This window comes from Enterococcus songbeiensis (genome assembly GCF_005405265.1).
Lineage (GTDB): Bacteria > Bacillota > Bacilli > Lactobacillales > Enterococcaceae > Enterococcus_C > Enterococcus_C songbeiensis.
Map to the genome: position 1 here is coordinate 21,313 of NZ_BJDS01000012.1, position 24,286 is coordinate 45,598.

A 24,286-nucleotide genomic window follows, 5' to 3' on the forward strand; every position below is an offset into this window, starting at 1 on the left:
ACCGGCTTTCTTTTGTTATCCTGCTTTTTTCTCTGTGTAGACGATTTCTGGTTGGCCCTGTCCTTTGGCTGCCAGTTCAGTGATAATCACCTTTTCAATCCCTGTTTCAGATGGAATATCAAACATCACATCCATCATGATATCTTCAATGATCGAACGCAAGCCTCGAGCGCCGGTATTTCGTTCGATGGCTTTGTCAGCAATCGCTTTTAGCGCTGTCGGTTCAAATTCTAACTTTGTTTCATCTAGTGCCAGCAATTTTTTATATTGCTTAACTAAAGCATTTTTAGGTTCGGTCAAAATACGAACCAAATCTTCATTGGTTAATTTATCCAATGCTGCCATTACCGGCAAACGTCCGATAAATTCAGGAATCAACCCAAATTTCAGTAAATCTTCCGGAATGATGTGTTGCATCACACTTTCATTTTCACCGATTTTCCGATTGTTGGTACCAAAACCGATTGTTTTTTCACCCATTCGATTTTTTACAATGGTTTCGATGCCATCAAAGGCGCCACCTACGATAAACAAAATATTTGTCGTATCGATTTGGATCATTTCTTGATGGGGATGTTTGCGTCCGCCTTGCGGAGGCACACTCGCTTCGGTACCTTCTAAAATTTTCAGTAACGCTTGCTGTACGCCTTCACCGGAAACATCCCGAGTGATCGATACATTTTCACTTTTACGGGCAATTTTATCAATTTCATCAATATAGATGATGCCTTTTTCTGCGCGATCAACATTGTAATCGGCTGCCTGTAATAGTTTTAGCAAGATATTTTCAACATCTTCCCCAACGTAGCCTGCTTCAGTCAAACTTGTCGCATCAGCAATCGCAAAAGGCACGTTCAAGGTTTTTGCTAAGGTTTGCGCTAAAAAGGTCTTTCCAGAACCAGTTGGGCCAATTAGACAAATATTGCTCTTTTGCAATTCTACTTCGTCTTCTGACGTTACTTCTGCATTTACCCGTTTGTAATGGTTATAAACCGCCACCGCCAATGCTCTTTTCGCACGGTCTTGTCCGATAACATAATCATTTAAAATACTTAAGATCTCTTGAGGTTTCGGCACTTCCGTAAATTCACGGACCGCTTCTTCATATAATTCCTCATCAATGATCTCCTTGCACAAATCAATACACTCGTTACAAATGTAGACGCCGGGACCAGCTACGATCTTTTTGACTTCTTCTTGTGTTTTACCGCAAAAAGAACAGCGTACTGTTTCACTACCGTTAGAATTGTCGTACATGGTTTTCACCTCTTGAATTTTCCAAGCTCGTTAACGAGTGGAATAAGATACAGACTTTTTCAGTCTTTTATAATCATAACATAATTTAAAAAAAAGAAAAAGTTCTTTCGATTGGATTCATCGATAGATGGGGGATTTTGCATTTTCTTAGAACTTTTTACTCTTTTTTAAGGAAGAAAAAGAAAGCATCGAGGCTATCGATACTTTCTTTCAATCAGACTCTTCCTAAGAAAGATGGAAGATTATTTTTCTACAGCTGTTCCCGTTACAAGTTCAACTGCTTGTTTCATCGTAATGTCATGTTTCAACATATCTTCTGTTAAAACATTTTTGATTTGGTCCTCTGGCATGTTGTATGCTTCAGAAAGTTCTTTGATTTCTTTTGCTACATCTTCTGCAGACGCTTCTAGATTTTCTTCTTTAGCGATTGCTTCGATAACTAGATTTGTTTTAACGCGCATTTCTGCTTCGCCTTCAAATTGTTTATGCAAATCTTCTTCTGTTGAACCAGTTAATTGGTAATACATTTCTGCTGAGATTCCTTGACGTTGCATGTTGTTTAGGAATTCGTCCATTGAACGGTGAACTTCGTCATGAACCATTACATGTGGTAAGTCAAGAATTTCTGCGTTTTCAACTGCTTGACGAATTGCAGCTTCATCTTTTGCATCTTCTGCTGCTTTTTCTTTTGTTTCAGCTAGTTCTTTGCGGTATTTTTCTTTCAATTCATCAAGTGAGTTAACTTCTTCGTCGATGTCTTTGGCAAAATCATCGTCTAATTCAGGAAGTTCTTTTGCTTTGACTTCATGAACAGTCACTTTAAAGACTGCTTCTTTACCAGCTAAATCTTCTGCTTGGTAATCTTCTGGGAAAGTCACAGTTACATCTAAATTATCGCCAGCTTTGTGTCCGACTAATTGTTCTTCAAACCCAGGAATAAATGAACCTGATCCAAGTTCTAAGGAATGGTTTTCACCTTTTCCGCCTTCAAAGGCTTCATCATTCACAAAACCTTCAAAGTCAATAACAACTGTGTCGCCGTTTTCAGCTGCTTCGTCTTCTTTAATTACTAAATCTGCTTGTTGTTCTTGTTCCCGTTTGATGCGTGCGTCAACATCGTCTTCAGAAACTTCACGGTCTTGTTTTTCAACCGTCAGATTTTTGTATTCGCCTAGTTTTACCTCAGGTTTAACTGTAACTTCTGCTTTGATTGTCCAGTCTTCCCCTTTGTTCATGCTTTCAACATCGATTTTTGGTTGTGAAACAGGATCAATGCCAGCTTCTGCAACAGCAGCTTCATACGCTTCTGGTAAAACAGCGTTCAATGCATCTTCAAACAATGCTTCTTCGCCATAGATACGATTAAATACTTGGCGTGATACTTTTCCTTTACGGAATCCAGGGACATTTAAGTTGCCCTTCACTTTATTGAAAGCTTGATTCAGCCCTTTTTGAATTTCTTCTTGTGCAATCGAAAATGTCAATACACCATCATTGGTGCCTGTTTTTTCCCATTTTGCAGTCATGTATTTCCCTCCGAATGTTTTAATAATTTTACATATGAAATAACTTCATGCATACTTTTCAATAGTACACTAACCCTTTTGAAATGTAAATATTTAGGGTTGAAACTTTCTTGTTTTCTAGCGATTTTTCTCGATTAATTGTTGAAAAAATTCCCGAAATCGGGTTTTTTCCTGCTGGATTTCCTGATAACGCATTAATTCGCGATTGGCGTCCTCATTTCCAAACATGGCTGCGTATTCCAAAACATAACTTTCCGCCCATGCTTCTGGTTGAAGCTCCTGGGGAGGAAAAGGAAAAGCCAGCGCAAAATGCGCCTGAATCTCTGCTACTATCGCTGCTGATAGGGCAGGATCATCTTGGCCCGTTGTTTCTTCCACATGTCGAATCATTTGTTGCAAGCTTTCTGCCTTTTCCGGCAGCGTCAGCAAGTTGGGTTGAAATTCCTGCAAGGTGCCTTCCAAGCTTTTGACAACAAAAATCTTATTACACTCCAGCTTCACCAACTCCTCAGCTAAGCGAGGCCGCACAAAAGGATTCGTTGCGATTGGTAAAAATTCCTTTATTAGCGAAAGAAATGATAAATAGGTCACGTTTTGAGTAAACACATCCCAGTCATTCTTTGAAATCGGACCGATTGCTTGATCGAATTCCCGTAGCAATCTGCGCTTTTGCGGAACAGATTCAGGGTCCACCAGTTGCTGGATATTTTCTAACTGCTGCAATTGCTGAAAAAGCTCCTCTATCAGTATGTTGTCTATTTTTTTCGCTTTTTTTCCTATTAACAAATATTCTCTTGCCTTCAAAAATCGCCGACTCAAAAGCAGTGTTTGCGTATATAAACGAAAGCCAGTCCTGTGAGAGAAATATTCTTCATACCAATCTTCCGCGATTCGCAGTACTTTGTCGAAGTCTTCCAGTTTAACTAATGCTTTTGTCCAAAGCAAATGATTATCAAAATTCGGTGCAAGCTGGTACGCCTTTTCAAAAGCCGCTGCCGCTCCAAGATACTCTGCCTTCTCCATTAGCTGCTGGCCTTGCCACAAAAGTCTTTGGTATTCATCTGGAAATTTTACCGTATCTCCCATTATGGATAGCTCCTTTAAAATAAGTTTGGAACAGCTGTTGTTGCTCAAGCCGTTCCAAGAATGGATATAAGTAGCACTAAATTATACGTGGATTTCTTTATTGAAAGCCTTAATCATGTTTAAGGTTACCACTGCCGTACCGGAAAAGTAATCCCCCAAATGTTGTTTTTTCCTCGAAAATGCTGCCGGTAGATAACCCAAAATGAAGGGAAATGATTTGAGAATAAATCGGCAAGCTCCCTCGCGAACAAGCACTGTCGCCCAGCTCAATTCCTCTTGATCCAAACTAACAACACGAATTCCAAAAACCATTTTTCCAATTGTTTGGCCTTTGTTCAATTTGGTCAGTAAAATAAAATAGACAAGATAAATAGCCAGGCTCAGCAAAGCATAAACACTTAGAAAACCGCTATCAGGTGTTTGTCCTCTCAAACGATAGAACAAGCCAATCGTACTCGAAGTAATTGCCTGAATACATAGGATGTCTAATAAAAAAGCAAAGAAGCGAATCCAAAAACCGGCATAAAAATACGCTGGAAAATGATTGAAGCGATAGTTTTCTTTGGTTTCTTCAAATCGTCGCCAATTTTTTTGACGGTCAGTAATTTCTTCTTGCGTAAAAGGTTCATCCGTCGAAGGTTGATAATAAATTTCCGGTCCGACTTGTGGTCCACTAGCATGCTGCTTGCTGTCATTTTTCTCAGTAACTGTCGCTTCAGGTATTTTTTCCTGTACCTCGGTTTCTTTTTGATTGTTTACTGCTTCATCATACTTTTCTTCCGTCATATTATTCACCTCCGTAATAATACAAAGGCTTTGGTGCTTCGGCGGTTCCAATGCTATCTAATAAAGAAAGTACCCGGCTGGTTTCAGACATTTTTAATCCTTGAACTTCAGCCAGACTTGATCCCAACCAAGTAGACGCAAACCCGGTGGTCGCAGCCTCATAAGAAAAAACTTCAGCATTTTCTAAATCATGGTCTTTTTTTAGTTGTGCCAAAGCATCTTCAGGAAAACCTAAAGCATCGATCAGTCCATTTTCTTTTGCCTGCGCACCATCATAGATTCTGCCATCAGCAAGTTTTCGGACAGCCTCTTCGCTCATCTCTCGTCCTTCTGCAACCACTTTGACAAAACGACCATAGGCACTGTCAACAAAACTTTGCAGCACTTTGTTGTCCGCTTCAGTAGGTTTTCGTTGAGCAGAACCCATATCTTTTAAAGCACCGCTTTTATACGTTTGGTCTTCGATTCCTAATTTTTCAAACAATCCCGCATAGTTGATTCCTGACATGATGACCCCGATTGATCCGGTCACCGTTTCATCCGTAGCAAAAATCTTCTCTGCTCCAGCGGAAATATAATATCCCCCGCTGGCCGCCATGTTTTTCATGCTGACATAGTAAGGAATTCCTAATTCTTTGATTTTTTTCATTTCTTTGGCAATTTCAGCACTTTCATAAACTCCGCCACCTGGAGAATTGACCTCTAACAAAATCCCTTTAATTGTTGAATCTTCTTGAATTGCTTTAAGCTGTTGCAAAAAATCTTGATGATTATAGGTTTCCGTGCTGAATAAGCCACTCTCACCAGAATCCGCAATCGTCCCATCAACGGAAATTTCAACAATCCGCGAATCAGACGATCCTTCTTCAATGATTGTTTCTCCCATTTCATTGGTACCGTAAAGTAAACCATTGATTCCGCTTAAAACTTGTTCCTGTTCCTCTTTAGTCGGTCCGGTCATTGCAGTCACTGCTGCAAATAAAAACAATCCGGCTGCGATTGCTACCGCTACCCATCTGCGCTTATTCATTTCTCCACCCCTATTTTCTTAATATAGATTTTCAATCACGATCACTGTTTCTGTTTCTCCGCTTGCCTTCATCTTTTCTGCTTTCGCGAGAGACGCGTACCCATTGAACAACTCTTTTGACAGTGGATCTTCCACTTGAAATTGTTGGGCTTCTTGACGGGTGATAGCTCCGGGAAGTATTTCCTGCAAACTATCCCAACCAGTATCTAAAAAGATTTTTGTTTCATCATTCACGGTAGGATCAGCCTCTAATTGTTGGAGGACTTCCTTTAATTCTTTAAATGTCATACAACGTACTTGATTTTCCATCATCTCACCTCTTCTTATACTTATTTATTGTATCGAATTATTAGAAAATATGATAGTGGATTTTTTTATTCTCTTAAAAAGTTTTCTATATCTATATATACCAATAGCGATTAAATAAAAAAATAATTGACAAACCCTTCTTTTTCTTTTACTCTATTCCTATGTTTCTATAAAATAAAACAAGGAGATTTATATATACCAATCGGATAGCGCCTGGTCTGTTTTTCACAGATGACGAGGAAAGAGCTTATCGAAAATTTCGGCGGATGGCTCTAGGGACTGCACTCTACAGACAAAGACAAAATGAGGTCGCAAGGCTTTAACAAACCCTTTGTCACGCAGATAGAAACATATAATGACTAGGAAAGCAGGAAAACTCATTATGTGCGGAATTGTTGGAATTGTTGGAAAGAATCATGCAGAAAAAGTAATTTTAAATGGATTGGAACGTTTGGAGTACCGGGGTTATGACTCTGCCGGTCTTTTTGTTGCGGACCAAAAGCAGCAGCACCTGATCAAAGCACAGGGAAGAATCAAGAAACTAGAAGAAAAAATCACTCCTGATATTACAGGAACGATTGGCATCGGGCATACCCGCTGGGCAACTCACGGCAAACCAAGTGAAGCCAACGCCCATCCCCATACCTCTACCAGTCAACGTCTAGTGTTGGTTCACAACGGGGTAATCGAAAATTTCGAAGACTTGCACCAAACGTACCTAAAAAATGATAGTTTCATCGGGCAGACAGATACTGAAATCGTTGTACACTTAATCGAAAAATTATTGACACCGGATATCACAGTAAAAGAAGCCTTCAAAAAAGCCCTGACCTTGATTCACGGCTCATACGCCTTTGCTCTGGTAGACAAACAAGACCCAGAAACAATTTATGTAGCGAAAAACAAGAGCCCTCTTTTACTAGGTCTGGGTGACGGCTTTAATGTTATTTGCAGTGATGCCTTGGCCATGTTGGATCAAACTAATCAATTCGTTGAGTTGGAAGATGGTGAGTTGGTAGTAGTTCAAGCGACCTCCATTGCAATTGAAGATCAAAACGGGACCCCCGTTCAACGTGCATCCTACGAAGCAGATTTCGATCTGACGGATATCGAAAAAGGACCATATCCTTATTATATGCTCAAAGAAATCGATGAACAGCCTGCCGTTATGCGTCGACTGGTTCAATATTATGCAGATGAAGCCGGTCAAGGCACCATCGATTCTTCTTTGATCCAAGTAATCAGCGGCAGTGATCGCATTTATATCGTTGCTTGCGGAACCAGCAGTCACGCAGGTTGGGCTGCGAAAAAATTGATTGAAACATTGACTCAGTTACCAGTAGAGGTCCACTTATCCAGTGAGTTCGGCTATAATATGCCTTTGCTATCAGAGAAACCTTTCTTTATCTACCTCACCCAAAGTGGAGAAACGGCCGATAGTCGTCAAGTATTGGTAAAAACCAATCAACTCGGTTATCCTTCCCTGACAATCACAAATGTTGCCGGGTCAACTCTTTCTCGAGAAGCCAACTATACCTTGCTGCTGCATGCTGGACCGGAAATTGCCGTGGCATCCACAAAAGCGTACACTGCTCAAATTGCGGTTCTGGCAATCTTGGCAAAACAAGTTGGTGAAAATCGGGGCATTCCATCAGCCTCTGTCATCGATATTTTTCATGAACTAGGATTGGTTGCAGCTGCGATGGAGTCGGTGATTACCGAAAAGGCTTTGATTCAAGACCTGACCGCCGCTTATTTAACCGATACTCGAAATGCGTTTTATATTGGTCGTGGCAATGATTTTTACGTTTCTCTAGAAGCCGCCTTGAAATTAAAGGAAATTTCCTATATTCAAGCAGAAGGCTTTGCCGCTGGCGAGCTGAAGCATGGAACGATTGCTTTGATCGAAGAAGGGACACCTGTTTTAGGCATCATCACAGATGCCTTGACGGGTTCTCATACCCGGGGAAATCTAAAAGAAGTTGAAAGCCGAGGTGCAAAAACCTTAACGATTGTCAGTGAAAACCTTGCAACTGAAACCGATCAGATTCTTTTGCCTCAGATTCATCCTCTACTAACAAGTCTGATTTCCGTAATTCCAACACAGCTCATGGCCTACTACGCTACGTTGGAAAGAGGCTTTGATGTGGATAAACCCCGTAATTTAGCAAAATCTGTTACCGTTGAGTAGAACGATTCGAGACTCCTTTACTGTTTTTGGTAAGGGAGTTTTTTTCACGAAAAAAAGCACCTTCTTTCGAAGATGCTTTGCAATCAATTCCTAATCGATACCGATTTCTTGGCGAACCACTGCTGCGATTTTTTCAACATAATACTCAACCTTTTCATGAGTTGGTGCTTCTGCCATCACTCGTAATAAAGGTTCTGTTCCGGAAGGACGAACTAAAATACGGCCTTCGCCATTCATTTCCGCTTCAGCTTCTTCAATGACTTCCTTAATCAAAGGAACCTCCATTGCACCGTTTTTATTCGACACTCGGATATTCACTAATTTTTGTGGATAAATCGTTACTTCTGCCGCTAATTCAGATAATTTTTTACCGGTTTGTTTCATGATATTCAATAATTGAATTCCAGAAAGCATGCCGTCTCCTGTTGTATTGAAATCTAGGAAAATCATATGTCCTGATTGTTCTCCACCAAAATTGTAATCATTTTTTCGCATTTCTTCTACAACATACCGATCCCCGACTTTTGTGATGACGTCTTTTAAGCCGATTGCTTCTACCGCTTTATGGAAACCAAGATTGCTCATCACGGTAGTAACGATGGTGTCTTGTTTTAGACGTTTCTTTTCCGACAAAAATTTTGCACAGATGTACATGATCTTATCGCCATCAACAATATTTCCTAACTCATCGACAGCGATCACCCGATCTCCATCTCCATCAAAGGCCAAACCGACATCTGCACCTTTTTCAACAACGAATTCTGCTAATTTTTCTGGATGGGTCGAACCAACACCGTCATTAATATTTAAACCATTCGGCGTCGTTCCGATGGTATAGAATTCTGTTTCCAAATCTGCGAATAATCGATTGACGGAAGTAGCTGTGGCACCATTTGCCGCATCGATACAAACTGTTAATCCAGAAAGATCTTCATTGATGGTTTGTTCAAGAAATTGTGAATATTTCAGTAGACCTTCTGGAAATTCTTCCACGGTTCCCAAACCTTCTGCAGAAGGACGAGGCAGATTATCTTCTGGCGCATCCAATAATGCTTCAATTTCTAATTCTTGATCATCCACTAACTTGAATCCGTCACTCCCGAAAAACTTGATGCCATTATCTAAGGCAGGATTATGAGATGCAGAAATCATTACTCCGGCACTGGCTTTTTGTACCCGAGTAAGATAAGCAACCCCAGGTGTCGAAATAACGCCTAATTGAAAGACTTCAATTCCCACTGATAATAAACCGGCGATCAATGCATTTTCCAGTAATTGACCTGAAATACGAGTATCTCGTCCAACTAAAACTCGAGGGCGACGTTCACTGCTTTCATGTTGGCTAAGGACATACCCGCCATATCTTCCTAATTTAAATGCCAATTCTGGCGTAAGCTCCACATTTGCTTCTCCTCTTACACCATCTGTTCCAAAATATTTTCCCATTTTTATTACCCTCTCTGTCTAATTATCGTCATTTCCTGATTCATTCGTTTGTGAATTTTCAGTTGTCGTTGATTGCGTTGTACTTGATTCTTCTGTGGTAGACTGTGCGGATTCTTCTTGTTGGGAAGGCACAGTCTCGCTTGCTCCACTGCTTTCGCTGGAAGACTGGATCAAGGTTGGTGTGATTTCAACAGAAACTTTCGCCGGAGTCAAGCCCAAACCATCCTCAACGGGAATATCAATCGTCCTTGTTGTCGTCTGATTGATTCCTGAAATATCAACTGGAATCGCAATACTATCGATCAAGTCGATTTGTGATAGCGGTCCTTGCAATACTGCTGTCTGCTGCGCAAGCGTAAAGGTGTATCCAGACACGCCTGAAGGTATTCTACCTTGTTGGGTAACATAAAGTCCAACAGTTTTTTCAGGTGCGGTCAATGAAACCTTCACGTTGACTTCGACAGGATCGGATAAAATGCTCAAGCTGTTCCCTTTTTCATCCAGCGCCTGTACCGCCACCGTTTCTTCAAAATCTTTTGACGTTACCTTTTCAGGATCGACAGTCGCAACCACTCGATTGATCAGTTCTGCGGTCTTATCGCCAGTTGTGATTGTGACTTCTTTCGGTGACACTGTAGCACTTTCCAGTTGAAAACCATCTTCCAGATTAGCTGTAGAAACTACTGGCTCTACTTTAAAGGTCTTGGATACTTTTTTCTCAATCGTTACTGTGATTGTTCCGGGATCAACGGTTGCAGTCACAGCGCTACTTAACTTGTTGATTCGTAGTTTCACCTCATGAGTGCCTTCTTCTAAATTTGAAAGATCTGCAACGACCCGAAATCCCCGAGTATCTTCATTTACTTCTGAATTGAGTTGAATCCGGTTCGCACTGCGTAATTTCACTTTCACTGTTGGCTCGTACCCGTGGATATAATATTCTGACGAATCGTAGACCGGATGAACGGGCACGTTAGTTACCGTCTCTTCGTATGCTTCAGGTGTACTGGTCAAACTTGCGGTAAGGTTATTATTCCCATTTACATTAAAGAATAAGACGACACTGAACAACAAAGAGACGATTGCATAAAATACGCTGCTTTTTGACTCTTTGGAAATCATTTACGTCCTCCTTTACTGACTCCTTCAATAAAGGACTGTAGGAGATTTTTACGATTTTTATCTTTCGCCTTATCTTCCGGAACCAATTCTCTTCTTAAGATAGTCAAGTATTCTTCTTGCTTCAATCCTGCTAATAGCTCATTGTTCAATGTAATACTGACATCCCCGGTTTCCTCAGAAACGACTAGCGTTACTGCATCACTGATTTCACTGACACCAACGGCTGCACGATGGCGGGTACCAAACTCTTTGGGAATCAGCATGCTTTCCGATAAAGGCAAATAAGCACAAGAAACCGCGATTTTTTCATTACGAATAATCACTGCTCCATCATGCAACGGTGTATTGGGAATAAAAATATTTATCAGTAATTCCCCAGTAATATCCGCATCAAGAGCAATTCCTGTTTCAATGTATTCCTCCAAGCCGGTATTGCGCTCAATCGTGATCAGGGCACCGATTTTTCGACGCGACATATATTGCACGGCTTTATCCAAGGCTGTGATCATCTTCTCATCTTTTTTCTGCTCTTGTTTTGTCGTTCGGAACAGTGAACTTCGCCCTAAATGCTCCAACCCCCGCCTGATCTCCGGCTGAAAAATGACGATTGCGGCGATCACACCATAAGTGATGACTTGGTTCATCAACCATGACAGTGTATGCAGACCAATCATCTCCGCTAGAATCCGGATAACGATAAAAACTGCAACCCCTTTAAAGAGCTGGATTGCTTTGGTTCCCTGAACCAATTTGATTAATTTGTAGACGATATACCAAACAACTAAGATGTCTAATATGTTGACAAAAAATTTCAGTGAGAAAATATCCACTGAAAATAGTTGTTTCCAATAATCGATATTGAATAATTCCCCGATATCAAATGACATAGACAGCCTTCCTTTACATTAAGACTTTACGAAAATAAGTATACCATAGGTTTCGTTTTAGATTAGTGAAAAAAAGACTTTTCCTGCTATTTTCATAAAATTTTCGAAAAATCCTTCATTTTCTCTTCTTCATTTGTCCCTTACCATTTGCAAAAAGTCGAGAAAAATCCGCGAATCTGTCTTCCAATAGCAAAGAGAGATTCACGGAATCAAATTTATTCTTTTCGTGCCGCACGGGCTGCTCTTCGGGCTGCCCGTCGCGCTTCCGCTTCAGGATCAGCGACTTTTTCTCGTCGAGGGCGAGTTTCAGGCTCTGTGACCAAATCATTTTTTTCTAATTTCCCTCTGATTTTCTCTTCTTGACCGGCTAAACGAGCATAATTGTAAAAACGAATTTTTGCATCATCCACGGTTTTTGCGAAAAGTTTGTCAGAAAGTTCTTTGTCGTTGGTTTCCAGCGAAGCAAAACGGACTTGGGTTCTCATAAAGGCCGGCATTTGTTCAAAATCCGGTTTTTTATAGTCCAATGTCATTGGCAATTTGCCTTTTTCTCTTGCTTCAGGATTGTAGCGGTACAAAGACCAATAGCCACTGGCTACGGCTTCCTGTGCTTCCTTAATGGATTGTCGCATGCCGCCGAACAGACCATGGGTGATACAAGGCGTATAAGCGATTATAAGCGATGGTCCAGGGAAACGTTCTGCTTCTTCGAACGCTTTGATAGTTTGCATTTGATTGGCTCCAGAGGCGACTTGTGCCACATAAACATTTCCGTAAGTCATCGCCATCATTCCCAAATCTTTTTTCGACACATATTTTCCACTTGCCGCAAATTTTACGATTGCAGAAGTTGGTGTCGCTTTTGACATTTGCCCACCGGTATTAGAATATACTTCATTATCCAACACCAGAATATTAACATCTGCCCCAGATGCAAGCACATGATCCAATCCGCCATAACCAATATCGTATGCCCAACCATCGCCGCCAATCATCCACTGACTTGGTTTCACGAATAAATCTTTGGCTTTATAGATAGCCGCCAACTCTGGAACATTAAAAAGTTCTGCTTCGATCGCAGCTTGAAGTTTTGCTGCCCGTTGTTGTGATCCAGACCCTTCATTTAGATGGGACATCCAGTCTTCCATTAATTGACGTAATTCTGGCGAAACTTTTTCCAAAACAGCTGTCATTTGTTTTGCTAATTGTTCGCGGCGTGTTTGATTGGCTAAAAACATTCCATAACCGTATTCGGCATTGTCTTCAAGCAAGGAATTGGACCAAGCGGGACCTTGTCCGTTCTCATTTGTTGTATAAGGAGATACCGGTGCTGCGCCACCCCAGATGGAGGAACAGCCTGTCGCATTAGCAATCATCATCCGATCACCATACATTTGTGTTAGCAGTTTGACATATGGCGTCTCACCACAACCGGAACAAGCTCCGGAAAATTCTAATAATGGTTTATTGAATTGTGTTCCCATGACGGTTCCCGGTTTTGCCGGATTTTCTTTTTGTTTCAAAGTCATCGCAAATGCCCAGTTGATGGCTTGTTCTTTTTGTTCTTCATACGGTTTCATCACCAAAGCTTTTCCTTTTGCCGGACAAGCTTCAACGCATAGTCCGCAACCCGTACAGTCTTCGACAGAAACTTGGATTCGATAATTCAATCCATCTGCTCCCCGCATACTGCGAACAATATATCCTTCTGGTGCTTCTGCCATTTCTTCTTCATCCGCAAGAAATGGACGAATCGCAGCATGAGGACAAACAAATGCGCACTCATTACACATCGTACAACGATCACTAATCCATTCAGGAACCTCCAACGCCACACCGCGTTTTTCAACAGCAGCGGTTCCTAACGGCATTTCTCCCGTCGTCATTTGATTATTGATTAGAGTACCCACGGACAGGTCGTTTCCTTCTTGGGCAGTCACTGGCTCGACGATTTCCCGAACATAGCGGGAGGTATTTTCAGATTTTTCTGGTTCAATTTCTAATGTTCGCCATTCTGCTGGTACATCTACTTTATGCAACAGCTCAACCGTCCGATCGATTGCTTGAATATTTTTTTCAACGATTGTCATGGATTTATGCCCATAGCTTTTTAGTGCTTCTGCCTTCAAAATAGGCAACACTTTTTCAAAGGGCATGATGTCAGCCAATTTAAAGAAAGCTGTTTCCATTGCGGTATTGATTCGTCTCCCCAAACCAACTTCCATTGCAAGTTTCATGGCATTGATGGTGTAAAAAGAAATCTCGTTTTCTGCCAAGTAACGCTTCATTTTTTTGGGTAAATGACGGTGCAACTGCTCATCAGTCCATGTTGTATTTAACAAGAAGGTCCCGCCTTTTTTCAATCCCTTTACCAAATCATAGGTATGAAGGTAGGCAGGTGTATGGCAAGCGACAAAATCCGCATGTTCGATCAAATAAGTGGAACGAATTGGTGTATCCCCGAAGCGTAGATGAGAAACTGTCAGTCCACCGGATTTTTTGGAATCGTAGTAGAAAAACCCCTGAGCAAATTTTTCTGTATTGTCACCGATAATTTTGATTGCTGATTTATTGGCGCCAACTGTACCGTCTGAACCAAACCCCCAAAATTTTGCTTGGAAGGTTTTTGGGTTTGTCAAATCCAAGCTCTCTCCACAATCTAGCGAAAGATGGGTCACGTCATCATTGATACCGATCGTGAACCGTTTCTTTCCAGATTTTCCCTTTTTTAATTCATCGAAAACCGCAACGACTTGATTGGGTGTAACATCTTTGGAACCCAAACCATAACGACCGCCAATCACGATTGGTCGGATTTCTGATTCATACAAAGCACTTTGAACGTCTAACAGTAATGGTTCTCCACCAGCACCAGGTTCTTTGCTGCGGTCTAGCACAGCAATGGCTTTAACCGTAGCTGGAATTTTTTCTAATAAATTCTCAATAGGAAATGGTCGATACAAATGAATATTGATAAAACCAACTTTTCGTCCTTGTTTATTCAAATAGTCAACGGTTTGTTCAATTGTTTGAGCCGATGAACCCATTGCAATTATCAATTCTTCCGCATCATCCGCCCCATAATACGTTGTCAAATCATAGTTTGTATTTCGCAGTTCATTAATTTTAAACATATATTTTTGCACGATTGCCGGTAATTTATCATAATATTGATTGATGGTCTCCCGCTGTTGAAAATGGATATCCGGATTCTGATTGGTTCCGCTGACGGTTGGGTGATTGGGATTCATTCCCCGTTGCCGAAATTCCGCCAATTTATCCTGATCAATTAATTCCGCCAGTTTTTCATAATCAATCACCTCGATTTTTTGAATTTCATGACTGGTCCGAAAGCCATCAAAGAAATTCAAGAAAGGCAAGCTGGATTCGATGGCTGCCAAATGTGCAACTGCCGAAAGATCCATAACTTCTTGCACACTACTTTCCGTCAGCATTGCAAAGCCCGTCTGCCGAGCTGCCATCACATCAGTATGGTCGCCGAAAATATTCAGAGCATTCGTCGTTACTGCACGACTCGCAACATGAAAGACTCCGGGTAATAGTTCACCAGCGATCTTATACATATTCGGAATCATTAACAGCAGACCTTGTGAAGCTGTGTACGTGGAGGTCAAAGCGCCGGTTTTTAATGAACCGTGCACAACACCGGCAGCTCCTGCTTCCGATTGCATTTCTACCACTTTTACTGGTTGACCGAAAAGATTCGTTTTTCCTTCTGCCGACCATTGATCCACCAACTCTGCCATCGTTGAACTTGGTGTAATTGGATAAATTGCTGCTAATTCAGTAAAGGCGTAAGAAATATAGGCAGCTGCTGTATTTCCGTCCATTGTTTTTCGCATTTTTTCATCATCCTCTATAGATTTCTCTACTCCCTGTTATTATAGCCGAAAAAGGAACAATTAGAAATGAAATTAAGAAATATTTCACAGACTTTTTCCTTTTGCCGACTTCAATAAAAAAGTCTTTGTGAAATAAAACCAAATACTTCTTTCTTCACCATTTTTCAGCTACACTAGAGGAAAAGGAGGCGAAAAAATGGATACTTCAGAAATCAATTATTTAGAAACCAATGCCGATGTCGGAGTTAAAATCGGTCCTACAGATGCACCAGTCGCCATCATTGAATTTCTTAATCTACGATGCCCCTATTGCCGTCAATGGTTTACCGCTTCAAAAGACATTATCGACCAGGCAGTAAAAGAAAAGAAAGCCTATCGAGTCATCAAACTTTTTGACAAAGAAAAAGAAAGTCTGCAACGGGGGAATGTGATGCACCGTTACGTCACAAAAGGAGATATTGAAAAAGCCTATCAAGATATCAACCGCATTTTTGATACACAAGATCAGTGGGGAGAGTTAACACTGGAAGAAGTCGAAACCTTCGCGGAAGAACAGTTAGGTTTAGAGAATTACGAAGATACACTGACCACCAAAGCAATCATTGAAGAAGCGAATCGTGCAAATATCAAATTTGTACCGACAATCATCATCGGCAATAAAATTTTTGATGAGTCGATTGAACCGGAACAGTTAAAAGACTATCTTAATGCAGCTCTTTTGAAGAGATGAAAAAAACGCAAGAGGCTCTTTGACGTTTGTCGAAGAAGTCTCTTGCATTTTATACTTTTTCCCGCAGGTTTTCTGCAAATTCATTAATTTTACGAATCCGATGGTTAATCCCTGATTTGGAGATTGCTCCGGAGGGAATCATTTCTCCCAATTCCTTAAGACTAACCTCCGGATGTTCCAGACGCAGCTCAGCAATTTCCTGTAATTTCTCCGGCAAAGCCTGCAGACCGACCCGCTGTTCGATAAATTCGATATTATCAATTTGTTTTGAGGCGGCATCAATCGTTTTATTCATGTTGGCCGTTTCGCAATTGACCAAACGATTGACTGAATTACGCATATCCCGAACAATTCGCACGTCCTCAAATTTCAACATTGAATTTGTTGCCCCAATCAAGGTTAAAAAATCCGCAATCTTTTCAGCACCTTTAAGATAAGAAATAAACCCATTCCTTCGTTCCAGCATTCGAGCATGCAGTCCATAATAATTTAACATGTCACATATATCTTGATTATGCTCTTCATAAATAGAATAAATTTCCAAATGGTAACGACTGGTTTCCGGATTATTGACTGAACCGGACGCCATAAAAGCCCCCCGCAAATAGGAACGCATTTTTTGCCCATTTCCCATAATCTCATCGGAAACATGAGTATGAAACATCATGCCATCCATAATATCCAATTCATTCAATACCCGTTGTGTTTCTTGCTTTAAGCGTACGATATAAACATTATTCTTTTTTAATTTCATTTTTCGCCGTACGAGCAGTTCACTGCGCACTTGAAAGTGATCCTTCAACAGAGAATAGATTCGTCTGGCGATTGCAGCATTTTCTGTTTGAACATTCAAAACAAATTGATGATTGGTCAAACTTAAAGAACCGTTCATCCGAATCAAAGCGGCTAGTTCAGCTTTGGCATGTTCCCGATGGACTTCTAAGCCGGTCAATTCTTTTTTTACATCAGCAGCAAACGACATCTAATCCCCTCCTCTCTATTTTGCACCGTAGACGATCCGCAGCAATTCCTCCGCTACTTTTTCGCCATCATGGAAGACCCCGCCATCATGCAGCTTTAAAAAGTCAGTGGAGACCACGCGGCATTCTTCCGCCCGTAGTCCTTTAAAATCGTGCTTAACCTGAAGCAGGTATTCGTCATAAATTTCCGGGTCCATATACCCCTCTGGCACCTTTTCTGTATTGACCAGCACGGTGTCAATAAATTGTTTTCCTAAATGTTTGTGCAATACCCGCACATGATCCGCATCTGTAAAGTGTTCGGTTTCACCTTTTTGCGTCATGATATTGCAGATATAGACAGTTTCAGCCTGTGTTTCTATTAACGCTTGACCAACTTCACTGATCATTAAATTAGGCAAAATACTAGTAAATAAACTCCCCGGTCCAAGTACGATCATGTCCGCATCCATAATGGAAGAAACCACTTTACGCGCTGCTTTTGGTTCTCGATTTCCGTGTTGATTCCGCACAAAAACCCGATCAATGGTTTTACGATCCAAAGCAATTTTTGATTCGCCAACTGCTTCCGTTCCATCGGCAAAAACGGCATGCAAAACTAACGGTTCTTCACTTGAAGGGTACACGTGACCGTCGACATGCATCATTTTTGTTAATAATTGAATGGCTTCATAAGTACTTTCCCGCATTTCAGAAATCGCAGCAATAATCAGATTCCCTAATGCATGATTTGCTAAAAATTTGTCTTCTTTTTTAAAGCGATATTGAAAAATATCTCCATACAATTTTGGCATATCCGATAAAGCCGCTAAAACATTTCGTAAATCCCCCGGCGGTGACATTGCGATGGAGTCGCGGATTTCGCCGCTGCTACCTCCATCGTCAGCAACCGTTACAACTGCTGTAATGTCTACCCCTTGATTGCGCAAACTTTTCAAAATAACCGGTAAGCCGGTTCCGCCGCCGACAACAACGATTTTTGGTTTTCGAATACGATAGGTTTTCATTTTCATGAACGGTTCACCGTCTCTTTACGTTTATCTTTATCCCGGTGAGTGATATTAACTTTATAGTCTTTGGCTAGTGCTTGACCCACTCGTTCTGTCAAAGCCACTGAACGATGCTGTCCGCCAGTACAGCCGATGGCAACTGTCAAACTGCTTTTTCCTTCATTCACATACCCGGGCATAATCGTTTGTAGCAAGCCGATAAAACGTTGATAAAATTCTTCTGTTTCATCAAAAGACATCACGTAATCGTAAACCGGTTGATCCATGCCGGTAAGTGGTCGCAAATCTGTAATATAATGTGGATTAGGTAAGAAACGAACATCCATCACAATATCTGCATCGATCGGTAACCCATACTTGAAGCCAAAAGAAATCATCTCTATCCGAAAGCCGTGTTCGTTCGATGTTTTAAATGCACCATTGATTTTTTCCCGCAATTGTCGCGGAGTCAAACTGGTTGTATCAATAATAATGGTTGCCTTCGTTTTGATATCATCAAGGATTGCCCGTTCTTTACGGATTCCTTCCGTAATCAAACCATCCATCGCCAAGGGATGCGCTCTGCGGGTCTCCTTGTAACGAGAAACCAATTCCTCATCAGAAGCATCTAAAAATAAAACCTGTGTATCGATGAAATTCGTATTTTCAATATCCACCAGCATACTTTGAATTTCTTCGAAAAAAGAGCGGGAACGCAAATCCACCACTAACGCAATTTTAGTTATTTTTCCCGATTCTTTAATTAACTCCCAAAATTTTGGAATCAATGAAGGTGGCATATTATCGATACAGAAAAAACCCATATCTTCAAAACTCTGGATGGCTACCGTTTTTCCGGCACCGCTCATTCCGGTAATAATGACTAATTGTAAATTATCTTGCATAATCAAAAAACTCCCTTCAACAGCATCACCTATTCAACATATTATAACATTCCGGGCGTGTCTTTGCTACGAAATTCCACCGTATTCATAAAAAAAGAGCCAAAATCAATTGACTCTACTCGTGTCTATTTAAGTTGGTTCTCTTTTTTTGCTTGTCGATCCTGTAATGCGCGTGCTATCGTCCGGTCAACTAAAATTGATTGGGCATCGATTACCGGATACGGATTGTTCTCGGTGAATTCTTCCATCAAAGAAAGCTCGGTACAGCCTAAAACGATTTTTTCGCAGTGGTATTTTTCGACGACTTCCTGCAAAATTTCAAAATACAAGGTCTTATTCAAAAAATCATTTTCTTTGATGTCTTGGTAAATCAAATGATTGATTTTTTTCTGTAGAGAAGCGTCAGGAATCAGGACATCAAAGCCTGCGGCCCGTAATTCTTTCTCATAGACCCCCGCCTTAACACTCCCTTCAGTGCCTAAAAAAGCGATTTTGCCAGAAGCTTGCTGCTTTTGCAACTCCACCGCCGCTTCTCGTGGCATATGCAATAAATCAATCGGTGTCGCTGCCTGCAGTTCATCAAAGAAATAATGTGCCGTATTACAAGTCAGCACAATAAAATTCGGCTTCAGGAGATTTTGCTTGGCAATATCATCCAACAAAAAAGGCATAGGATTTTCTGCCGTCGTATCCAAGATATACGCTGTGCGGTCAGGGACCGTTGCGTGATTGAACAAGACATAATTCAAATACTCCTGATCCTTATGGGCTACTGTTCGATGATTCAGAAGGCGGACAAAACTCTCTGTCGCCATCGTCCCCATGCCACCTAAAATACTAAAAAAATTCTCCACAAGCTATCCTTCTTTCACATTAAAGTACGTTTTGAAGCGCTTGATGTAATTATGGAACATGTATTTCATCAAGAACCAGCGTTTGAAAGACTGGTCCTTTTCATAAAAGACGGTCGTTCCCCATCTACCATCTCGAATCAATTTTTCGGCAAAGGCTTTCCCCGCATTGTCCCGCGCATATTTTTTAAATGTTTTTTTCGGTACTCCTAGCCAAACTTTCGCTTTCGGAGAGTCAATAGTGCCATATTCTGTTTCTCGAAAAACAGAAGAATAAATTAGGTCTTCCGTAATGTATTTTGCCAGATTATATCCGCTCAATGTTACAAAAAAGCTACTTCTTCCTTGACGTAAATTAATTTCGAACAATTTGTATTCATCATCCCGGACATCATACTTCAAATCAAAGTTCGCAAATCCAACATAATGGATTTTCGTCAAAAACTCCTTAATCGTTCGATAAATCTTTTCATTATAGTCTGGAACGATTACCACATAATTTCCTACGGATGCGGGAGTTGGATCTTCTAATAATGGGTGTCCTAAAACCATCATACGAACGTTTTGATGTTGATCGACATACGCATTTAAAACCCGCATATTGCTATCATCCCCAGGAATAAAATCTTGAACGATCATCTCGCTGGTATAGCCGGCTTTATATAAACGATCTAAAATCATGTCAAACTCAGCTTGATTATCAATAATAAACGCTTTTTTGCGTCCTTCAAATTTAACAGACAACCATTCTACACTGTTCGCTGGTTTTAATGCGACTGGAAAATCAAACGGCAACGCTTGATTTAGTTTCCCCTCTACCACCATTTCTTTTGTTACAATCAAGGTCTTAGGATAAGGCAGTTGATATTCCTCACAGACTTCATAAAAACTTACTTTGTTGATCAGTCGCTTGAAAAGTGAGTAATCATTGGCAGCAAAAACAAAATAAGGCGCCAAGTCCTCCTTATGTTGCGACAGTAATTCCGCATAACCGTCTCCGCAAGCGATCAACAGATACTTCCTAGAAGGATCGTTATAGGTATTCTTTGCCAGTTCTAACATTTTTTCAATAAACACTGGATCTTTATCAAAGCCATCCACCACATGGACATCGACGATTTGGCTATATCTTGTTGGTGCCAACTGATTTGATGCATAAGCGACAGAAGTCATGCCATATTCTTCATGAAAGGCACGAGCCATCCCATAGACATTCATATCGCTTCCTAAAAGAATCGGAATAAAGTTGTTTTGATCATTCATTTTACACACTCACTTCTACTAACTGATTCAATGATTTCTTGAAATATACAACAATCATAATACCATAAAGAAAAAAGCAATCAAAGTGCTGAACTTCGATTGCTTTTTTCAATTTTGAACGGATAGAACTTATAGGACAATAATTCAACCAAAAATCGTTGAGTTATCCCCTTGTGTGCATTCTAACCGAGTTGATTTCCAGTGACAAGTTCTTGAAAAAACAGTTAAGAAAACTTTAAATTTTATTTCAAAACTTTTTTCAAATACTGCCCGGTGTAACTTTCTTCCACGGCAGCGATCATTTCCGGTGTTCCTTTGGCAATAATCGTTCCACCGCCATCCCCGCCTTCTGGGCCAAGGTCAATCACATGATCTGCGGATTTGATGACATCCAGATTATGTTCAATCACTAATACGGTGTTCCCAGCGTCTGCCAATCGTTCTAAAACATGAAGCAAACGCGCAATATCATCCGTATGAAGTCCCGTTGTCGGTTCGTCAAGAATATAAAAGCTCTTGCCGTTTGAACTTTTATGCAATTCGCTGGCAAGTTTCATTCGTTGTGCTTCTCCCCCGGATAAGGTCGTAGCAGGTTGTCCCAGTGTGACATACCCCAAACCAACATCCACAATTGTTTGCAGTTTTCGATGGATTTTAGGAATATGTTTAAAGAAATCAACGGCATCTTCCACTGTCATATCCAAAATTTCTGAGATATTTTTCCCTTTGTAATGCACTTCCAACGTTTCTGAATTATACCGTTTTCCATGACAAACTTCACAAGGAACATAGACATCCGGCAAAAAGTGCATCTCGATTTTTATGATTCCGTCCCCTTTACAGGCTTCGCAGCGGCCACCCTTAACGTTAAAACTGAAACGTCCTTTTTTATACCCTCGCATCTTTGCTTCATTGGTTTTCGCAAAAAGATCACGAACATCGTCAAAAACACTGGTATAGGTAGCAGGATTGCTTCGTGGTGTCCGACCAATTGGGCTTTGATCAATATCGATGATTTTTTCAATCTTTTCGTAGCCAGTCATCGTTTTGAATTTTCCCGGCTTATGAGAGTTACGGTTGATTTTTTGCGCCAAAGCTTTTTTCAAAATCTCATTGACCAAGGTGGATTTTCCTGAACCGGAAACGCCGGTAACCGCAATAAATGAGCCTAACGGAAATTCTACCGAAATATTCTTCAAGTTGTTTTCACTAGCTCCGGTGATTTTAAGTTTTTCACCATTTCCTTTGCGGCGTTCTTTCGGTACAGGAATGACTTTTTTCCCGGATAAATATTGTCCTGTCAATGACTTCTTATTTTTCGCTACCTGCGCCGGTGTTCCCGCCGCGACGATTTCACCGCCGGCATGCCCGGCTCCTGGTCCCACATCAATCAAATAATCTGCTGCCCGCATTGTATCTTCATCATGCTCTACAACAATCAAGGTATTTCCCAGATCCCGCATTTTTCGTAAAGAATCCAATAAACGATCGTTGTCTCTTTGATGAAGACCGATAGACGGTTCATCCAAAATATACAATACACCCGACAGATTGGAACCGATTTGGGTCGCTAAACGAATCCGTTGTGCCTCTCCCCCAGATAAAGTACCGGCAGCTCGACTCAGGGTCAAATAATCTAACCCAACATTTCGTAAAAAGCTTAAACGGTCATTGATTTCTTTCAAAATAGGCTTGGCAATTACTTTTTCTGTTTCTGAAAGCGAAACCTTCTCAAAAAAGGCCAAACTATTATTGATGGCAAATTCGCTCACTTGACCGATATTTGTTTCATTGATTTGAACTGATAACGCCTGCGGATTCAACCGGTATCCACGACACGCTTGACAGGTTAATTCAGTCATATAAAGTCGCATTTGTTCCCGAGTGAAATCACTATTTGTTTCATGGTACCGGCGTTTAATATTCGTCAATACTCCTTCAAAGGCAACTTCAACATCCCGTACACCGCCAAAATCATTTTCATAATGAAAGTGGAAAGTTTCTCCATTTGATCCCTTTAAGACGATTTCTTGATGTTCTTCTGGCAATTCCTCAAAAGGTGTATCCATATCAATACCAAAACTGTCACAAGCTTGCTCCAACATTTGAGGGTAATATTGCGAACTGATTGGATTCCAAGGAATGATTGCTCCTTCATGCAATGTCTTGGTTGTATCTGGAACGACTAAATCCACGTCCACTTCCAGTTTAATACCTAAACCATCACATTCTGGGCAAGCTCCAAATGGTGCGTTAAACGAAAAGAGTCGCGGTTCAAGCTCCCCAACTGTAAACCCACAATAGGGACAAGAATAGTGTTCACTAAACAGCATTTCTTTTTGACCGATTACATCAACGACCGCATAGCCCTCTGCTAAATGCAGTGCCGCTTCAAAGGAATCAAACAGTCGAGAGCGAATGCCTTCCTTCACAACAATCCGATCAATGACAATACTGATTTCATGTTTTTTATTTTTTTCTAATTCAGGGACTTCTGAAATATCATAAATTTCGCCATCTACTCGAACCCGAACATAGCCTTCTCGCTGAATTCGTTCAAAAACTTTTTTATGCTGTCCCTTTTTTTGATAGACGATTGGAGCCAAAATTTGGATCTTCGTTCGTTCAGGTAGCTCTAATACTTCATCCACCATTTGTTCCGCAGACTGACTGGTGATCTCAATATGATCATTGGGACAAATCGGATGTCCAACCCGAGCAAATAACAGCCGCAAATAATCATTAATTTCTGTCACCGTTCCGACTGTTGAACGAGGGTTTTTACTGGTAGTCTTCTGATCGATAGAAATTGCCGGACTTAGACCATCAATACTGTCCACATCTGGTTTATCCATTTGCCCCAAAAACTGCCGAGCATATGCCGAAAGACTTTCCACATAGCGACGTTGTCCTTCTGCATAAAGTGTATCAAATGCCAATGAGCTCTTCCCAGAACCGGATAAACCAGTGACCACCACCAGCTTATCCCGGGGAATCGTTACATCAACATTTTTTAAATTATGTGCACGCGCACCGTGAATCACGATCTTATCATTTGCCATTGT

General features: G+C 40.9%; 18 protein-coding genes. 2 read left to right on the forward strand and 16 right to left on the reverse strand.

The window, feature by feature from the left end; all coding sequences use genetic code 11:
• Positions 1–15: 15 nt before the first annotated feature.
• The 6 genes from clpX to FFM66_RS07175 all read right to left on the reverse strand — a co-directional run bounded on the left by clpX (position 16) and on the right by FFM66_RS07175 (position 5,994).
• Positions 16–1,257: an ATP-dependent Clp protease ATP-binding subunit ClpX gene (gene clpX, locus FFM66_RS07150; RefSeq protein ID WP_048602974.1), complete on the reverse strand. Its 1,242-nt coding sequence runs from the start codon at positions 1,255–1,257 to the stop codon at positions 16–18.
• A gap of 242 nt (positions 1,258–1,499) precedes the next feature.
• Entirely contained in the window at positions 1,500–2,783 is a 1,284-nt protein-coding gene (gene tig / locus FFM66_RS07155) for a trigger factor (RefSeq protein WP_137605459.1), read from the reverse strand.
• Between the two features lie 117 nt (positions 2,784–2,900).
• Complete coding sequence (locus FFM66_RS07160; RefSeq protein ID WP_137605460.1) at positions 2,901–3,869, reverse strand: hypothetical protein; 969 nt, start codon at positions 3,867–3,869, stop codon at positions 2,901–2,903.
• 81 nt (positions 3,870–3,950) lie between these two features.
• The gene (locus FFM66_RS07165) at positions 3,951–4,592 is read right to left on the reverse strand and encodes an RDD family protein (RefSeq protein WP_371851514.1); all 642 of its coding nucleotides are present in this window, start codon (positions 4,590–4,592) and stop codon (positions 3,951–3,953) included.
• Between the two features lie 64 nt (positions 4,593–4,656).
• Positions 4,657–5,685: a signal peptide peptidase SppA gene (gene sppA, locus FFM66_RS07170; protein ID WP_137605461.1), complete on the reverse strand. Its 1,029-nt coding sequence runs from the start codon at positions 5,683–5,685 to the stop codon at positions 4,657–4,659.
• Between the two features lie 18 nt (positions 5,686–5,703).
• Positions 5,704–5,994 carry a hypothetical protein gene (locus FFM66_RS07175; protein WP_137605462.1) on the reverse strand — a complete coding sequence of 97 codons (291 nt, stop codon included), beginning with the start codon at positions 5,992–5,994 and terminating at the stop codon, positions 5,704–5,706.
• A gap of 382 nt (positions 5,995–6,376) precedes the next feature.
• Here FFM66_RS07175 and glmS point away from each other — a divergent pair, with 382 nt between their 5' ends.
• Positions 6,377–8,185, forward strand: coding sequence for a glutamine--fructose-6-phosphate transaminase (isomerizing) (gene glmS, locus FFM66_RS07180; protein ID WP_137605463.1), 1,809 nt, complete (start codon positions 6,377–6,379; stop codon positions 8,183–8,185).
• 90 nt (positions 8,186–8,275) lie between these two features.
• On the opposite strand, the gene glmM is transcribed toward glmS, so the two are convergent.
• The 4 genes from glmM to nifJ all read right to left on the reverse strand — a co-directional run bounded on the left by glmM (position 8,276) and on the right by nifJ (position 15,491).
• Complete coding sequence (gene glmM, locus FFM66_RS07185; protein WP_048602980.1) at positions 8,276–9,631, reverse strand: phosphoglucosamine mutase; 1,356 nt, start codon at positions 9,629–9,631, stop codon at positions 8,276–8,278.
• Positions 9,632–9,649: 18 nt separating this feature from the next.
• Positions 9,650–10,753: a CdaR family protein gene (locus FFM66_RS07190; RefSeq protein ID WP_171000819.1), complete on the reverse strand. Its 1,104-nt coding sequence runs from the start codon at positions 10,751–10,753 to the stop codon at positions 9,650–9,652.
• The gene (cdaA, locus tag FFM66_RS07195) at positions 10,750–11,640 is read right to left on the reverse strand and encodes a diadenylate cyclase CdaA (protein WP_137605464.1); all 891 of its coding nucleotides are present in this window, start codon (positions 11,638–11,640) and stop codon (positions 10,750–10,752) included. The genes FFM66_RS07190 and cdaA overlap by 4 nt, the downstream gene beginning before the upstream one ends.
• A gap of 215 nt (positions 11,641–11,855) precedes the next feature.
• Positions 11,856–15,491 (reverse strand): pyruvate:ferredoxin (flavodoxin) oxidoreductase, encoded by a 3,636-nt coding sequence (gene nifJ / locus FFM66_RS07200; protein ID WP_137605499.1) that lies wholly within the window; start codon positions 15,489–15,491, stop codon positions 11,856–11,858.
• Positions 15,492–15,699: 208 nt separating this feature from the next.
• Between nifJ and FFM66_RS07205 the strand changes: the two genes are divergently transcribed.
• Positions 15,700–16,233, forward strand: coding sequence for a thioredoxin domain-containing protein (locus FFM66_RS07205; protein WP_048602984.1), 534 nt, complete (start codon positions 15,700–15,702; stop codon positions 16,231–16,233).
• A 49-nt stretch (positions 16,234–16,282) separates the two neighbouring features.
• Here FFM66_RS07205 and whiA read toward each other — a convergent pair whose 3' ends face one another.
• The 6 genes from whiA to uvrA all read right to left on the reverse strand — a co-directional run bounded on the left by whiA (position 16,283) and on the right by uvrA (position 24,283).
• Entirely contained in the window at positions 16,283–17,215 is a 933-nt protein-coding gene (whiA, locus tag FFM66_RS07210; RefSeq protein ID WP_048602985.1) for a DNA-binding protein WhiA, read from the reverse strand.
• A 15-nt stretch (positions 17,216–17,230) separates the two neighbouring features.
• On the reverse strand, positions 17,231–18,226 hold the full coding sequence (locus FFM66_RS07215; protein WP_048602986.1) for a gluconeogenesis factor YvcK family protein: 996 nt from the start codon (positions 18,224–18,226) through the stop codon (positions 17,231–17,233).
• Positions 18,223–19,107, reverse strand: a complete 885-nt coding sequence (gene rapZ, locus FFM66_RS07220) for an RNase adapter RapZ (RefSeq protein WP_137605465.1) — start codon at positions 19,105–19,107, stop codon at positions 18,223–18,225. The genes FFM66_RS07215 and rapZ overlap by 4 nt, the downstream gene beginning before the upstream one ends.
• A 125-nt stretch (positions 19,108–19,232) precedes the next feature.
• Positions 19,233–19,961 carry an amino acid racemase gene (locus FFM66_RS07225; RefSeq protein ID WP_137605466.1) on the reverse strand — a complete coding sequence of 243 codons (729 nt, stop codon included), beginning with the start codon at positions 19,959–19,961 and terminating at the stop codon, positions 19,233–19,235.
• Between the two features lie 3 nt (positions 19,962–19,964).
• Positions 19,965–21,221 carry a carboxylate--amine ligase gene (locus FFM66_RS07230; RefSeq protein ID WP_048602989.1) on the reverse strand — a complete coding sequence of 419 codons (1,257 nt, stop codon included), beginning with the start codon at positions 21,219–21,221 and terminating at the stop codon, positions 19,965–19,967.
• A 242-nt stretch (positions 21,222–21,463) separates the two neighbouring features.
• Entirely contained in the window at positions 21,464–24,283 is a 2,820-nt protein-coding gene (gene uvrA, locus FFM66_RS07235) for an excinuclease ABC subunit UvrA (RefSeq protein WP_137605467.1), read from the reverse strand.
• Between the last annotated feature and the right edge of the window lie 3 nt (positions 24,284–24,286).